The organism is Flavobacterium aquaticum (assembly GCF_003259835.1).
Classification (GTDB): Bacteria; Bacteroidota; Bacteroidia; order Flavobacteriales; family Flavobacteriaceae; genus Flavobacterium; species Flavobacterium aquaticum.
The window spans coordinates 108,049-123,025 of sequence record NZ_QLMI01000001.1; the positions used below are offsets into that span (position 1 = coordinate 108,049).

At 30.3% G+C, this 14,977-nt stretch carries 15 protein-coding genes; 14 read left to right on the top strand and 1 reads right to left on the bottom strand.

The window, feature by feature from the left end; genetic code table 11:
- The first annotated feature begins 52 nt into the window (after positions 1-52).
- A complete protein-coding gene (locus B0I03_RS00570; RefSeq protein ID WP_111565547.1) occupies positions 53-1,696 on the top strand; it encodes a hypothetical protein in 1,644 nt (547 codons plus the stop codon).
- 31 nt (positions 1,697-1,727) lie between these two features.
- On the opposite strand, the gene B0I03_RS00575 is transcribed toward B0I03_RS00570, so the two are convergent.
- On the bottom strand, positions 1,728-2,966 hold the full coding sequence (locus tag B0I03_RS00575; RefSeq protein ID WP_111565548.1) for an NAD(P)/FAD-dependent oxidoreductase: 1,239 nt from the start codon (positions 2,964-2,966) through the stop codon (positions 1,728-1,730).
- Between the two features lie 116 nt (positions 2,967-3,082).
- Between B0I03_RS00575 and B0I03_RS00580 the strand changes: the two genes are divergently transcribed.
- The 13 genes from B0I03_RS00580 to B0I03_RS00640 all read left to right on the top strand — a co-directional run bounded on the left by B0I03_RS00580 (position 3,083) and on the right by B0I03_RS00640 (position 14,977).
- Complete coding sequence (locus B0I03_RS00580; RefSeq protein ID WP_111565549.1) at positions 3,083-4,600, top strand: HAL/PAL/TAL family ammonia-lyase; 1,518 nt, start codon at positions 3,083-3,085, stop codon at positions 4,598-4,600.
- Between the two features lie 68 nt (positions 4,601-4,668).
- Complete coding sequence (locus B0I03_RS00585) at positions 4,669-5,775, top strand: WG repeat-containing protein (protein ID WP_111565550.1); 1,107 nt, start codon at positions 4,669-4,671, stop codon at positions 5,773-5,775.
- Between the two features lie 13 nt (positions 5,776-5,788).
- Positions 5,789-6,520: a 3-oxoacyl-ACP reductase FabG gene (gene fabG, locus B0I03_RS00590; RefSeq protein ID WP_111565551.1), complete on the top strand. Its 732-nt coding sequence runs from the start codon at positions 5,789-5,791 to the stop codon at positions 6,518-6,520.
- 9 nt (positions 6,521-6,529) lie between these two features.
- The gene (locus B0I03_RS00595) at positions 6,530-7,756 is read left to right on the top strand and encodes a beta-ketoacyl-[acyl-carrier-protein] synthase family protein (RefSeq protein ID WP_111565552.1); all 1,227 of its coding nucleotides are present in this window, start codon (positions 6,530-6,532) and stop codon (positions 7,754-7,756) included.
- Between the two features lie 7 nt (positions 7,757-7,763).
- Complete coding sequence (locus B0I03_RS00600) at positions 7,764-8,018, top strand: acyl carrier protein (protein WP_111565553.1); 255 nt, start codon at positions 7,764-7,766, stop codon at positions 8,016-8,018.
- A gap of 6 nt (positions 8,019-8,024) precedes the next feature.
- Positions 8,025-8,894, top strand: a complete 870-nt coding sequence (locus B0I03_RS00605; protein ID WP_111565554.1) for an LpxL/LpxP family acyltransferase — start codon at positions 8,025-8,027, stop codon at positions 8,892-8,894.
- Between the two features lie 54 nt (positions 8,895-8,948).
- Positions 8,949-10,604, top strand: coding sequence for a phytoene desaturase family protein (locus B0I03_RS00610; protein ID WP_111565555.1), 1,656 nt, complete (start codon positions 8,949-8,951; stop codon positions 10,602-10,604).
- An 11-nt stretch (positions 10,605-10,615) separates the two neighbouring features.
- Positions 10,616-11,518 carry a hypothetical protein gene (locus tag B0I03_RS00615; RefSeq protein WP_111565556.1) on the top strand — a complete coding sequence of 301 codons (903 nt, stop codon included), beginning with the start codon at positions 10,616-10,618 and terminating at the stop codon, positions 11,516-11,518.
- Positions 11,519-11,530: 12 nt separating this feature from the next.
- Positions 11,531-12,664 carry a beta-ketoacyl-ACP synthase III gene (locus tag B0I03_RS00620; protein ID WP_111565557.1) on the top strand — a complete coding sequence of 378 codons (1,134 nt, stop codon included), beginning with the start codon at positions 11,531-11,533 and terminating at the stop codon, positions 12,662-12,664.
- Entirely contained in the window at positions 12,664-13,098 is a 435-nt protein-coding gene (locus tag B0I03_RS00625; protein ID WP_111565558.1) for a hypothetical protein, read from the top strand. The genes B0I03_RS00620 and B0I03_RS00625 overlap by 1 nt, the downstream gene beginning before the upstream one ends.
- 4 nt (positions 13,099-13,102) lie before the next feature.
- On the top strand, positions 13,103-13,576 hold the full coding sequence (locus tag B0I03_RS00630) for an ABC transporter permease (protein WP_111565559.1): 474 nt from the start codon (positions 13,103-13,105) through the stop codon (positions 13,574-13,576).
- A gap of 1 nt (position 13,577) precedes the next feature.
- Entirely contained in the window at positions 13,578-13,982 is a 405-nt protein-coding gene (locus B0I03_RS00635) for a hypothetical protein (RefSeq protein ID WP_111565560.1), read from the top strand.
- Positions 13,982-14,977: a BtrH N-terminal domain-containing protein gene (locus tag B0I03_RS00640; protein WP_111565561.1), complete on the top strand. Its 996-nt coding sequence runs from the start codon at positions 13,982-13,984 to the stop codon at positions 14,975-14,977. The genes B0I03_RS00635 and B0I03_RS00640 overlap by 1 nt, the downstream gene beginning before the upstream one ends.

A 14,977-nucleotide genomic window follows, 5' to 3' on the forward strand; every position in this document is an offset into this window, starting at 1 on the left:
TTTAATAAATAAAACTGTCTAAGAAATTAGGCAGTTTTTAATTTTTATAATAATGAAAAAGAATTTACTATTCGTTTTACTTTTTACAATTAATTTTATTTTTTCTCAGAAGGAGTTGTCTAAAGATTATAGTTACACAGTAAGTGCTCCTTACAAAGTTTTTGATGCTTCACAAAAGATTTATTTTTCTAAAAACAATCAATCTATAGCTATTAAGTTTGATGAAAAAAAGGTGTTAATCCAAAAATTTGATTCTGATAAACCAGCCTATCTAAAAGAAAAACTGTATGAGAAGTTTTTTCCTAAAAATTATAGAGTTGAAGACGTTTTAGAATTTGATTCAAAATTTTATGTGTTTTATTCTTCATGGAATGGTGATGAAGATAAAGAGCAATTATTTTCTGTAGAAATTGATTTTGATAAAGGAGAATTTATGACTCCTAAATTGATAATAGAAATCAATGGAAAACTTTCAGGAAAGAAAAACTTTAGTTTTTTTGGAGGAGGATTATATGATATGATTGATGGAACTCAAGATAAATTTGATTTCTTGGTTTCTCATGATAGAAAAAAAATGTTGGTTCAATATCGAAAAAAACCAGAAGTTAGAAATGATAAAAAAAGCTATGATGTTATTGGTTTAGTTGCTTTTGGAGATAACTTAACTCAAATTTCTGAAAGAGAAATTAAAATGCCATACACTGAAAGAAGAATGGATAATTTAGATTATCAATTAGACAACGATGGTAATTTGTATTTATTAACAAAAGTTTTTCATGATGATAGTAATGATGATAAAAAAAGAAGTAAAGATGAATTAGCAAACTACCATTTGGAATTATTTTTTATCAAAAATGAAACTAATGAATTAAAGATTTCAAGATTTGAAAACAAAGATAAGTTTATTACAAAATTATGGTTGTTTGATTCTCCTCAAAACTTTTTAGTTTGTGGTGGGTTTTTTAGTAATGGAAAAGGAGATTTAGATGATAGCGATGGTGTTTTGGCTTTTAAAATTGATAAGCAAGGAAACATCTATGATAGTGTTTCTCATGATATTCCTGCTGAAATAATCAATCAGTATGAAAGTGAAAAAACTAAAAAGAAAAACGATAAGAAAGAGAAAAAAGGAGACGTTCCAAAGTTTTCAAATTTATTCCTAAAAGATTTAATTGTTAACAATGATGGAAGTTTAATTCTAGTAGGTGAACAAGATTTTGTTGTTACTCACACTTCAATGGGACCAAATGGCTCAACAAGAACATATGTTCGTTATTTTTATAATGATATTTTAATCACTAAAATTGGGGTTAATGGCGAACTAAATTGGATGAAAAAAATTCCGAAAACCCAATCAGGAGGTAGAGGACAAGGTGGAATGTCATACAAGTATTTTAGTGCAAATGAACACCATTATTTGGTATTCTTAGATAATGTAAAAAATATTGATTTACCAATTGATAAAACTCCAGCGCTTCATTCAGATGGCCAAGGTGGTTATTTAACAGCTGTAAAAATTGCTGATTCAGATGGTTCGTTAACAAAAAGTTCCATTTTAAACGGACGAGATATTGAAGATTTTCAAATGCATCAATTTTCAGTGAATCGAGTTTTTAAAACAAGTGAAAATTCTTTTATGTTAGAAGTTTACAAAAAGAAGAAAGAAGATATTATGATTAAAGTAATATTAAAATAAAAAAAAAGGGCAATTTAAAATTGCCCTTTTTTTATTGTTGTTTTTCTAAGTTTATCATGTGTGCCATGTTTTTAATAACATTGTCATGTTTTTTAACAAAAGGATTATTTTGATCCCAAACATAACCTGCTAGTACGGCACAAATTTTCTCTTTAACATCTGGGTTTTCAGGTTGATGAAAGAAAAGCGTTTGTAAATTTCCAGTGTACCATTCTTTTACATAAGTAGTAAAAACGCCGATTCCACTTTTCATGTATTCAGTAAATTCCTTTTCCCAATTTACTTCTGTTCCGTTTAATTCTTTATGAATTAATTTAGCGGCTAACATTCCAGATTCGGTGGCAAAAGCAACTCCAGATGAGAAAACAGGATCTAAGAATTCTGAACTATTTCCAGTTAAGGCAAAACCATCTCCATACATTTGTTTTACGGAACGCGAATAATTTTCTAATTTCACAGGTTCAAATAAGAATTCAACGTCGCCAAAACGTTTAATATAATAATCAGATAACTGAATAGCATTTCTTAACGCTTCAGCATTATTTCCGTCTGATAATGAATTGATAAAAGACGTTGGTCCAACTACTCCTAAACTCGTATTTCCATTAGAAAACGGAATCACCCATAACCAAACTTCGGTTTCTAAAATATCAAACGAAATTAAAGTTCCTTCTTCACCTTCTGGTCTGTTTTTATCTTGTACATGTGTAAAGATAGAAGAATGCGGATCTAATTTTGATGGCGTATCTAAATCTAATAAACGTGGTAAAACACGACCATATCCACTTGAATCAATAATAAATTTTGCGTGAATTTCTCTTAAATTACCGTCTTTATCTTTAATTGTTGTAATAGAATTTTTTCCTTCAAATTTTACAGCAATAACTTCAGATTCAAATTCTAAATCAATACCTTTATTTATAACTTCTTCTGCTAATGTATTGTCAAAATCAGCTCTTGGTACTTGCCAGGTCCAATCCCATCCTTCAGAAAACTTCTTGCTAAAATCAAAAACGCAAATCTCATTTCCACGAATAAATCGTGCACCAAGTTTCTTTTCAAAATTCATTTTATCTAAAGCAGGAAATAATCCAGCTTCATCAAAATGATCCATTACTCTTGGAATTAAACTTTCACCAACAACAAGTCTGGGAAATTTAGTTTTTTCAACCACTTTTACTTTAACGTTATTGTTGTGCAAGTATGAAGCAGATACGCAACCAGATGGTCCAGCACCAATTACTAGAACATCAATGAATTCTTGTGTCATATTTTTCTTTTTTGTTTGTAAGAATATGTTACCTTTGACGCTTCAAATTTAATCACATATTTTTTATTTATGCATAAATTGTTTGTGATTTTTCAAATAAATTTAAAGTATTAATAATGAGCACGTTAAACGAGTATCTGTCTATTGAAGATTTTACATCTATAATTTTTAACAACAATAAAGTTGCTGTAAGTGATTCTGTTATCAAAAGAGTTGAAGAAAGTTTTGACTTTTTAAAGGAGTTTTCTGGTAATAAAGTAATTTATGGTGTAAATACTGGTTTTGGTCCAATGGCTCAATACAGAATTAAAGACGAAGACAGATTACAATTGCAATACAATTTAATTAGAAGTCATTCGTCAGGAACTGGAAAGCCAATAAGCCCAATTAACGTAAAAGCGATAATTCTTGCTCGATTAAACACGCTTTCTTTAGGGAATTCTGGAGTTCATCCTTCAGTTATTCATTTAATGAAAGAATTTTTAAATAGAGATATTACGCCTTTAATTTTTGAACACGGTGGAGTAGGTGCAAGTGGCGATTTAGTGCAATTAGCTCATTTAGCATTAACACTAATTGGTGAAGGTGAAGTGTTCTATAAAGGAGAAAGAAGAGCTACAAAAGAAGTTTTTGAAATTGAAAAATTAGAACCAATTAAAGTTGAAATTCGTGAAGGTTTAGCCTTAATGAACGGAACTTCAGTAATGACAGGTATTGGAATTGTTAATGTGCATAATTCAAGAAAAGTGCTAGATTGGTCTGTTAAATGTTCTTGTGCAATCAACGAAATTGTAAAAGCTTATGATGATCACCTTTCCTTTGAATTAAATAATACGAAGAAACATTTTGGTCAACAAGAAATCGCGAAACTTATGCGCGATAATTTGTCTGATAGTACTTTAGTTAGAAAAAGAGAAGACCATTTATATTCTGGAAATAACAACGAAGATGTATTTAAAGAAAAAGTACAAGAATATTATTCTTTACGTTGTGTTCCGCAAATATTAGGACCTGTTTTAGATACTATTAATTACACTTCTCAAGTTCTTGAAAACGAAATTAACTCGGCAAACGATAATCCAATTGTTGATGTTAAAAACAAACACGTTTATCATGGTGGAAATTTTCATGGAGATTACATTTCACTAGAAATGGATAAATTGAAAATTGTAATTGCAAAATTAACGATGTTGTCTGAACGTCAATTAAACTATTTATTAAACTCTAAACTAAACGAAATTTTACCTCCTTTCGTAAATTTAGGTGTTTTAGGATTTAATTTCGGAATGCAAGGTGTTCAATTTACTGCTACTTCAACAACTGCAGAAAGTCAAATGCTTTCTAATCCAATGTATGTGCATAGTATTCCTAATAATAATGACAATCAAGATATTGTTAGTATGGGTACAAATGCAGCTGTAATTGCAAGTAAAGTAATCGAAAATGCATTTGAAGTTTTAGCTATTGAGTTAATTACAATTGTTCAAGCTATTGATGCATTAAATTATAAAAACGAAATATCTTCTGTAACCCGAAAAATGTATGATGATATTAGAGCTATCGTACCAGAATTTAAAGAAGATCAAATTATGTATCCTATAGTTCAAAAAGTAAAAGATTATTTGATGCAATAATTTATTTTTCAAAAATTTCATTATTTCACAATAAAGATTAAATTGCTTAAAATTAAAATCTACTCAATATGAAAAAGTATTTATTATTATTCCTATTTAGTCAAATTTTTTATGCTCAAGAAAATGCTCTTGTAAAGCAGAATGATAAATTTGGTTATATCACCAAAACAGGAAATTTCAGCATTGAACCTCAATATAAAGTAGCTAAAAATTTCTCTGATGGTTTGGCAGCAGTTGAAAAAGATGGAAAATGGGGTTTTATCAACACCAAAGGTGAAATGGTTATTGCTCCTATATATTCTAACGCTAAATATTTTAATAGTGGAATTTGTGTTGTTGAGAAAGATAAAAAATGGTTCTACATAAATAAAAAGGGAGAAGAATTAAAAATGCCAGCTTCTGATAAAGTGTTTGATTTTGAAGATGGTGTTGCTTTCATTAAAGTAAATGATAAAGTTGGGTTAATCAATCCAAAAGGTGAAATAATCGTTCAACCAACTTATCAAGTAATTAAGTCGTTTGAAAAAGGTTTTGCAAAAGTAAAACAAAATGATAAATGGGGAATTATCGATAACAAAGGAAAATTAGTTGTTGAAACCATTTATGATGAGGTTGGAAGTTACTACAAAGGCACAACTTGGGCTCGTTTAGGAACTGCTTTTGGTTTAGTAAACGCAAATAAATTTCAAGCAATTGATGGAGTAGATAAGATTTGGGATTTCCTATATCAAGATGTTACTTATGCTAGAAAAAATGATAAAATTGGATTCATTGATTTAAAAGGAAATTGGATTATCGAACCAAAATTCGACAAAGCAAAAGCATTCCATAAAAATTTAGCACCTGTTTGTATCAACAAGAAATGGGGGTATGTTAATTTAAAAGGCGAAGTTGTTATTGGATTAAGCTATCCAGATGCAGAAATTTTTAGTAAAGATGGATTAGCTCCAGTTAAAATCAAAGAATGGGGTTTTATTGATGAAACTGGTAAATTAGTAATTCCAGCCGATTACCAAATCACTGCAGGAGGTTTAGCTTCTATGTTTAAAGAAGATGATAAAGGATTCGTTAATGGTTTGGCAAGAGTTAAACATAAAGGGAAATGGGGTTTTATTACAAAAGAGGGTAAAGCATTAGGAGATAAATGGTTTGATAACGCAGAATTATTTCAATAAAAAAATAAGAAAAATGAAGTGTGCATTAGTTACAGGTGGATCAAGAGGAATTGGAAGTGCAATTTGTAAGAAATTAGCAGAATCTAAAGAATATCATATATTAATTAATTATCAATCAAATGTTGAAGCAGCTGAAAAAACACTAGAAGCTGTAAAAGAAAATGGTTCAACAGGAGAAATTATTAAATTTAATGTTTCGGATGCAGAAGAAGTAAAAGAAGCATTAACAAAATGGCAAGAAGCAAATCCAACAGCCGTAGTTGAAGTCATTGTAAACAATGCCGGAATTACCAGAGATGGCTTATTTATGTGGATGTCTTATGAAGACTGGAATAACGTAATCAACACAAGTTTGAATGGTTTTTTCAATGTAACTAACTTTTTTATTCAAAAAATGTTACGCAATAAATATGGCAGAATTGTAAATATGGTTTCTGTTTCTGGTGTAAAAGGAACTCCAGGACAAACTAATTATTCTGCAGCAAAAGGAGCTGTAGTTGCAGCAACAAAAGCATTAGCACAAGAAGTTGCTAAAAGAAATATAACCGTAAATGCTGTAGCCCCAGGATTTATTAGAACCGATATGACTGGTGAATTAGACGAAAAAGAATTGATAAAAATGATTCCTGTAAACCGTTTTGGAGAAGCAGAAGAAGTAGCCGATTTAGTAGGTTTCTTAACTTCAAAAAAAGCAGGATATATCACAGGCGAAGTTATCAATATTAATGGTGGAATTTATTCATAAAAATTAGCTATGAGCAGAAGAGTTGTTATTACTGGAATGGGAATTTATTCTTGTATTGGTACTTCAATAGAAGAAGTTAAGCAATCTTTATACGAAGGCAAATCAGGAATTATTTTTGATGAAGAACGAAAAGAATTTGGTTTTCAATCGGCATTAACTGGTAGTGTTCCTAAACCTGATTTAAAAAATCACTTAAGCAGAAGACAAAGAGTTAGTATTGGAGAAGAAACCGAATACGCTTATTTGGCTACCATAGAAGCATTAAAAAATGCCAAAATAGACGATGCTTTTTTTGATGAAAATGAAGTGGGTATTTTGTACGGAAACGACAGTGTTTCTAAAGCCATTATTGATGCAATTGATATTGTTAGAGAAAAAAAAGACACTGCTTTAATTGGCTCAGGAGCTATTTTTAAGTCAATGAATTCAACCGTAACCATGAATTTATCTACGATATTTAGATTACGTGGTGTAAATATGACTATTAGTGCAGCTTGTGCTAGTGGTTCGCATTCTGTTGGTTTGGCTTACCTTTTAATAAGTAGTGGTTTACAAGATATCGTTATTAGTGGTGGAGCGCAAGAAATTAATAAATATGCCATGTCAAGTTTTGACGGACTAGGTGTTTTTTCGCCAGATGAAGCAAATCCAACAAAAGCATCAAGACCATTTGATGCAAGTAGAAATGGTTTAGTTCCAAGTGGTGGAGGTGCTACTTTAATTATTGAAAGTTATGAATCTGCAATAAAAAGAGGTGCGCCAATTTTAGCCGAAATCATTGGTTACGGATTTTCTTCAAACGGAGGTCATATTTCAACTCCAAACGTTGAAGGACCAGCAACAGCTATGAAAAGAGCGCTTGCGCAAGCCAATATAGATCCATCGGAAGTTGGTTATATTAATGCGCATGCAACATCAACTCCTTTAGGAGATGCAAACGAAGCAAAAGCAATTTTAGAAGTTTTTGGAGAAAATGGACCTCATGTTAGTTCTACAAAATCTATGACAGGTCATGAGTGTTGGATGGCTGGTGCAAGTGAAATTATTTACTCTACAATTATGATGCAAAATGATTTCATAGCTCCTAATATAAACTTCGAAAATCCTGATGAAGATTCAAAAAAATTAAATATTGCAGCAAAAACAATAAATAAGAAATTTGATGTATATTTGTCAAATTCTTTTGGATTTGGTGGAACAAATTCAGCAATTGTAGTTAAAAAAATAGAAAGTTAAAAAGATTATGGCAATCGAAGAAATTATTGAAAAAGTAAATGAGATTTTTGTTGATGAATTTGAAGTAGATGGTGATGTAATTTCCCCAGAATTAAATTTAAAAGATACTCTTGGTTTAGATAGTTTAGATTATGTAGATTTAGTTGTTGCAATTGAATCAAATTTTGGAGTTAAATTAGGTGAAGCAGACTTCGTTGGAATTGCTTCTTTTCAAGATTTTTATAATTTAATCGATACTAAAATCCAGAACGGTAATAAATAAAATATCATGAGTCAGTGGGATGGAAAATCTAAAGGTACTGTACTTGGATATAAAATATTCGTTTTTTGTATAAAAAAGCTCGGAATTAAAGCAGCTTACACTGTTTTAGTTTTTGTAGCTTTTTACTATTTTATATTCTTAAAAGAAAGTAACAAACAAATATTCTATTATTTTCACGAAAGGCTTAATTATTCTTATTTTAAAGCTAAATTAATGGTTTTTAAAAGTTATTTTACTTTTGGACAAACCATTATTGACAAAACAGCTATTTCTGCAGGATTAAGAAAAAAATTCACTTACGAGTTTGACGGTATTGATATTCTAAAAGAGTTGCAAGCTCAAAAAAAAGGTGGAGTATTAATAAGTGCTCATATTGGAAATTTTGAAATTGCAGAACATTTTTTTGGCGATATAAATTTTGATTGTCAAATAAATCTTGTTACTACAGATAGAGAACATTCGGCTATAAAGCAATATTTAGATAGTGTAACTCAAAAATCATCCATAAAATTTATTCTAATTAAAGACGATTTATCTCATATTTATGAAATTAATAGTGCTTTGGCAAACAATGAATTAGTATGTTTTACTGGAGATAGATATTTTGAAGGAACAAAAGTAATGCGAGAAACTCTTTTAGGAAAAGAAGCAAGTTTTCCATCTGGACCTTTCTTAATTGCTTCAAGATTAAATGTTCCTGTAGTGTTTGTTTATGTAATGAAAGAAGCTAACTTGCATTATCATCTTTACACTAGACAATCAAATGCAAAACATAGAGATGAAAAAGCACTTCTAAAATCATACACTGAAAGCCTTGAAAGTATGTTGAAAAAATATCCTTTACAATGGTTCAATTATTTTGATTTTTGGAAATAAAAAGTAATACTTAAAAGCAAAATTGTATTTTTCAGTTATTGCTATATAGAAATAATGGAAAAATTTGATGCAATTGTTATAGGTTCTGGAGCTGGTGGATTGTCTACCGCTTTATGTTTGGCTCGAAGTGGTCAAAAAGTTTTAGTATTAGAACAACATTATGTTCCAGGAGGATGGTGTCATACTTTTACATTAAATGGGCAACGTTTTAGCCCGGGAGTTCATTATATTGGTTTGCTCGATGAAGGGCAATCAACAAACGAACTATACAAAGGTTTAGGAATTGCAAACGACTTAACCTTTTTTAGAATGAACAAAAACGGTTATGATCATTGCATTATCGGAAATCAAAAATTTGATTTACCAGCAGGAATTGATAATCTTCAAAATAAATTAATTGATGCATTTCCTAAAGAAGAAAAAAACATAAAAGAATACCTTTCTTTAATTCAAAAAGTAAATTACGAACTTCAATTGATGCCAAAATTGAAAGGTTTATGGCAAAAAATCACCGTTCCTTTCCGAACAAAACATTTTGGTAAGTTTGCTCTTTTTAGTTTAAAAAGAGTAATTGGTTGGCATATTAAAGATCCAATGCTAAAAGCTATTTTAAATGCGCAATGTGGCGATCATGGTTTACCTCCTTCTCAAGCTTGTTTTCCGGTTCATTGTTCAGTAATGAATCATTATTTTGATGGTGGATTTTACCCAATGGGTGGCGGAAGTAGTATTGTTAAGGCCATGACCAGTAAAATTAAAAGTTATGGTGGCGAAATAAGAGTGAGTCAAAAAGTGGTTAAAATTATTGTTGAAAATAACCAAGCAAAAGGAGTAGTTTTAGCAACAGGAGAAACCATTTTGGCTAATACAATTGTATCAAATGCCGATCCATCAATCACTTATTTAAAGTTAATTGGTAAAGAAAACATTAGTAAAAAATTAGAAAAGAAACTTTCTAAAACAAAATATTCAGTAACTTCTATAATCATGTTTTTAACACTTGAAGTAGATGTTACAAAATACGGAATTGATTCGGGTAATATTTGGAAATTTAAAGACGAAAATGTAGACGATCATTTTGAAACTTTAACCAAAGGAAATATTATTGAAGGAGATAAATTTCCAGCGCTATTTATTAGTTGTACTACGCTTAAAGATCCAGTTAGTTTTAATGGAAAATACCATAATTTTGAAGTAGTAACTTATGTAGATTATGATAGTTTTAAAGACTTTAATTCTTCTGAAGATTATCATTCTGAAGCTTATGAATTGTTCAAGAAAAAAATCATTGAAAAATTCCTAAATAATATGGAAGACTTAATTCCTAATGTAAGAAATTATGTTGTTCAAGCCGAATTAGGAACTCCAAAAACCAACCAGTTTTACATTAATTCTACTAACGGAAATGTATACGGAACAAACAAAACACTAAATCAAGTTGGACCATTTTCATATAAAAATAAAACCGAAATAGAGAATTTGTATTTATGTGGAGCTAGCACTTTATCTCATGGTGTTACAGGTGCAACTTATTCTGGTTTAGCTGCTGCGGCTCAAATTTTAAACTGTACTTCTGATGATTTATTAATTAAAGATGATTCTCAGAAAATCAAAATTTACGATGCCGAAGATAGCGCAACTTGGAGCGAATTTGTTCACAAGAAAAGAGAAGATAAAATCAGAAATTTTAAGGAAATTAACTTAGGTTAGTAATAGTAAATATGAAAAACGTTTTAGTAATACATTACTCGCAATCAGGTCAATTAACAGAAATTCTTGATAATTTGACGTTACCATTGTCTTCAGACGATGAAATTAATATTACGCATTACACCATTGAAATGGAAAAAGAATTTCCTTTTCCATGGAATAAATCAGCATTTTTTAATGCATTTCCAGAATCGTTTTTACAAATTCCAGCCGCTATAAAAGCACCATCTAATACTATTTTAGAAAAACAATATGATTTAATTATATTAGGCTACCAAGTTTGGTATTTATCACCTTCTATTCCTGTAAATTCATTTCTTAAAAGCACTTTCGCTAAACAAATTTTCAAAAGCACACCCGTAATCACAGTTATTGGTGCTAGAAATATGTGGGTAAAAGCACAAGAAAAAATGAAAGTTTTGCTTTCAGATTTAGAAGCAAATTTAGTTGGGAATATTGCATTAGTCGATAGAAATATAAATCATGTTAGCGTGGTTACCATCGTTCATTGGATGTTTTCAGGTGAAAAAACAAAATATCTTGGCATTTTTCCAAAACCTGGAGTTTCAGAATCTGAAATTAAAAACGCCTCTAAATTTGGAAATGTTATTAAACAATCGCTTAAAAATAAAAATTTTAACAATTTACAAGACGAATTATTAAAATTAGATGCAGTAGAAATTAGACCATTTTTGGTTGAAATGGATAAAAAAGCGAATAAAATGTTTAAAATATGGTCAAATTTTATCATAAATAAAAAAAACTCAAGAGAATTTTGGCTAAAAGTGTTTAATGTATATTTGTGGGTTGCTATTTGGTTAATTTCGCCAATTGTATTTATATTGCACCTTTTAAAATATCCATTTATTGCTACTAAAATAGCAAAAGAAAATGCTCTCTACAAAAAGTTATAAAGTTTAATAAGAATGTCTGAAGTTTACATAACAAAATCTAGTAAGTTCTTGCCAAATAATCCAATTTCAAACGATGAAATGGAAAACATGTTGGGTTTAATTAACGATGAAACCTCAAAAGCAAGACGAATAGTTTTGAGAAATAACGGAATTAAAAATAGATTCTATGCAATTGATGAAAATGGAAATCCTACTCATTCAAATGCCGATTTGACTTTTTTAGCAATTAAAGGTTTATTTGACGACCAATTTACATCTCAAAACGTTGAATTGTTATCTTGTGGAACTTCAACACCTGATTTACTTTTGCCATCGCATGCTGCTATGGTTCACGGATTATTACAAAACCGTTCAGTTGAATTAAACTCATCGTCAGGAGTTTGTAATGCAGGTATGAATGCATTAAAATTTGGATATTTATCTGTAAAATCAGGAAATACGAATAATGCGATTTGCACTGGTTCTGAAAGAGTTTCAACTTGGATGCTAGCTGATAAATTTGAAAATGAAATCGTTAATCTTAAAAAATTAGAAGAACAACCAATCGTTGCTTTCAAAAAAGATTTTTTACGATGGATGTTATCAGATGGAGCAGGTGCTTTTTTATTAGAAAACCAACCAAGCGGAAATATTTCTTTAAAAATAGAATGGATGGAAGCTTTTTCATACGCATACGAGTTAGAAACCTGTATGTATGCTGGAGGAGACAAATTAGCAGACGGAAGCATAAAACCATGGAGCGATTATAAATCTTCAGAATGGTTATCGGAATCTGTTTTTGCAATTAAGCAAGATGTAAAATTGTTAGACGCTCATATTTTACAAAAAGGTGCCTTGAGCATGAAAGCGGCTTTAGATAAAAACAATATAGGTGTAGACCAAGTAACTTATTTTTTACCGCATGTTTCTTCGCATTACTTTGTAAAAGGTTTGTATAATGCTTTAAAAGACCAAGATATAGAAATTCCTATGGAACGCTGGTTTATGAATTTAAAACACGTTGGAAACGTTGGTTCAGCATCCATTTATTTGATGTTAGAGGAATTAATGAATTCGGGTAATTTGAAAAAAGGTGATAAAATATTATTATCTGTTCCAGAAAGTGGACGTTTTTCATATTCGTACGCTTATTTAACTGTTTGCTAATGGAAAACATTATTTTACCAATTTTAGATCGCGATTTTGTTGGAAATCTTATTCCACAAAAATTTCCATTTGTAATGGTGGATAAAGTATTGGCTTTTGGTGAAAATTTCATCACTTCAGGATTTACAGTTGAAGAAACAAATATTTTTACCGAAAATTCAATTTTTCAAGAAGCGGGATTAATCGAACATATGGCACAATCTGTGGCTTTGTACACAGGTTATCAGTTTTTTTTGAAACAAGAGCCAGCACCAACAGGTTACATTGGTTCGATTAAATCAATTGAAATTTTTCAATTACCAAAAGTAAACGATAATCTTATCACAAAAGTAAATGTGCTTCAAGAGTTTGCAGGTATTACATTAGTAGATATTTCAGTACTTCTTAACGAAGTTGAAATTGCTCGTGGACAAATGAAAACCGTTTTAGCATAACATAATGAATGAGGTTTTGAAGGAAACAGAAATAAATATCAATCATTTTTTACCACATAGAGCACCTATGCTTATGGTTGATGTTTTAAAAGAAATAACAACCACTTCAGTAACTTCGGTTTTTGAAATCAATTCAAGTAACGTTTTTGTAGAAAATAATTATTTTTCAGAAGTAGGATTAATAGAAAATGCTGCACAAACTTGTTCTTGCATTGTAGGACAATCTTTCTTTTTGTCAAAAAATGGTATTGATGCAAAAAAAGATAATGTAAACGTTGTAGGCTTCATAAGCGGAATCAAAAAAGCAACAGTATTTATGTTGCCAATGGTAAATCAAACGATTAAAACATCTGCTACGTTAGTTTCAAGATTTGATACAGATGAATACAGTATTTGTACCATGAAGTGCGCTACTTACCAAGATGAAAATCTTTTATTAGAATCGGAAATAAATTTATTCATTCAAGAAGTAAAGTAATATGAAGAAAGAAGAAATACCTCAAGATGAAAGTAATTTATCTAAAAGTAATGTAAAAGAATTATGTTACGCTACTGATGAAAACGGAAATTATACTACAGGTTTAAGCACAGGTTGGGAACCTAAAACAATTGCTTTAGAAAATTCTATAAATGCAATTAATGAACGTATAGAAGAAGCAAAACAAAATATAAAATCAGGAAAAGCAAGTCCAATAGTATATTTCATGGAACTTCATAGAATGGACTGGATTACACTAGCCGATTATGTTGGAATGTGGAAATGGAGAGTGAAAAGACATGCAAAACCTTCTGTTTTTAAAAAATTAAATCAAAAAATACTGCAAAAATATGCAGATGCTTTTCAAATTTCGGTAGCCGAATTAACAAATTATAAAGGAGCTTAATGGAAACCAATTTTACACATCATCAATCAGCACATTGTGAAAATGGAGTTGCTTCTAATTTATTAAAATTCAACGGAATAAATATCAGCGAACCTATGGTTTTTGGTATTGGCTCTGGATTGTTCTTTTTTTATTTTCCTTTATTAAAAGTGAATCAAGCGCCAGCAATAAGCTATCGTCCAATGCCAGGTTTTATTTTTAATAAAGCGGCAAAACGATTAGGAATTACAGTTAAAAGAATAAAATTTTCAAGTCCTGAAAAGGCACAAATAGCATTAGAAAATAACCTTAAAAATAACATTCCAACAGGTTTACAAGTTGGAGTGTATAATTTAACGTATTTTCCAGATGAATATCGTTTTCATTTTAATGCCCACAATTTAGTTGTTTACGGAAAAAAAGATACTACTTTTTTAATCAGCGATCCAGTAATGGAAACCGTTACAACGTTAACAGAAGCTGAATTAGAAAAAGTAAGATTTGCAAAAGGCGTACTTTCTCCAAAAGGACAAATGTATTATCCAACTAATATTCCATCTGAAATTAATTGGGAAAAAGCCATTAAAAAAGGAATCAAGAATACCTGTAACGACATGTTAGCGCCCGTTCCAATTGTTGGCGTGGCAGCTATGCGATTTTTAGCAAAAAGCATTCGTAAATGGCCAAAAACAAAAGGAGTTAAAGTTGCGAATCATTATTTAGCTCAAATGATTCGTATGCAAGAAGAAATTGGTACTGGTGGCGGTGGTTTCCGATTTATTTATGGGGCATTCTTACAAGAAGCGGCTGTAATTTTAAAAAATGATCAGTTAAAAGAACTTTCGTTAGAAATTACTCAAATTGGCGATTTATGGCGAGATTTTGCCGTAGATGCTTCTCGCGTATACAAAAACCGAAGTAATTTGGAAGATGTATACAATACGTTGGCTGATCAATTGCTTCATATCGCAGATTTAGAAGAAGCGTTTTTTAAGAAACTTAAAAAAGCCATCTAA

Bases quoted from the DNA above. Each gene is read 5' to 3' on its own strand.
- B0I03_RS00570 (WP_111565547.1), top strand. From the start codon at position 53: ATGAAAAAGAATTTACTATTCGTTTTACTTTTTACAATTAATTTTATT.
- B0I03_RS00575 (WP_111565548.1), bottom strand. From the start codon at position 2,966: ATGACACAAGAATTCATTGATGTTCTAGTAATTGGTGCTGGACCATCT.
- B0I03_RS00580 (WP_111565549.1), top strand. From the start codon at position 3,083: ATGAGCACGTTAAACGAGTATCTGTCTATTGAAGATTTTACATCTATA.
- B0I03_RS00585 (WP_111565550.1), top strand. From the start codon at position 4,669: ATGAAAAAGTATTTATTATTATTCCTATTTAGTCAAATTTTTTATGCT.
- fabG (WP_111565551.1), top strand. From the start codon at position 5,789: ATGAAGTGTGCATTAGTTACAGGTGGATCAAGAGGAATTGGAAGTGCA.
- B0I03_RS00595 (WP_111565552.1), top strand. From the start codon at position 6,530: ATGAGCAGAAGAGTTGTTATTACTGGAATGGGAATTTATTCTTGTATT.
- B0I03_RS00600 (WP_111565553.1), top strand. From the start codon at position 7,764: ATGGCAATCGAAGAAATTATTGAAAAAGTAAATGAGATTTTTGTTGAT.
- B0I03_RS00605 (WP_111565554.1), top strand. From the start codon at position 8,025: ATGAGTCAGTGGGATGGAAAATCTAAAGGTACTGTACTTGGATATAAA.
- B0I03_RS00610 (WP_111565555.1), top strand. From the start codon at position 8,949: ATGGAAAAATTTGATGCAATTGTTATAGGTTCTGGAGCTGGTGGATTG.
- B0I03_RS00615 (WP_111565556.1), top strand. From the start codon at position 10,616: ATGAAAAACGTTTTAGTAATACATTACTCGCAATCAGGTCAATTAACA.
- B0I03_RS00620 (WP_111565557.1), top strand. From the start codon at position 11,531: ATGTCTGAAGTTTACATAACAAAATCTAGTAAGTTCTTGCCAAATAAT.
- B0I03_RS00625 (WP_111565558.1), top strand. From the start codon at position 12,664: ATGGAAAACATTATTTTACCAATTTTAGATCGCGATTTTGTTGGAAAT.
- B0I03_RS00630 (WP_111565559.1), top strand. From the start codon at position 13,103: ATGAATGAGGTTTTGAAGGAAACAGAAATAAATATCAATCATTTTTTA.
- B0I03_RS00635 (WP_111565560.1), top strand. From the start codon at position 13,578: ATGAAGAAAGAAGAAATACCTCAAGATGAAAGTAATTTATCTAAAAGT.
- B0I03_RS00640 (WP_111565561.1), top strand. From the start codon at position 13,982: ATGGAAACCAATTTTACACATCATCAATCAGCACATTGTGAAAATGGA.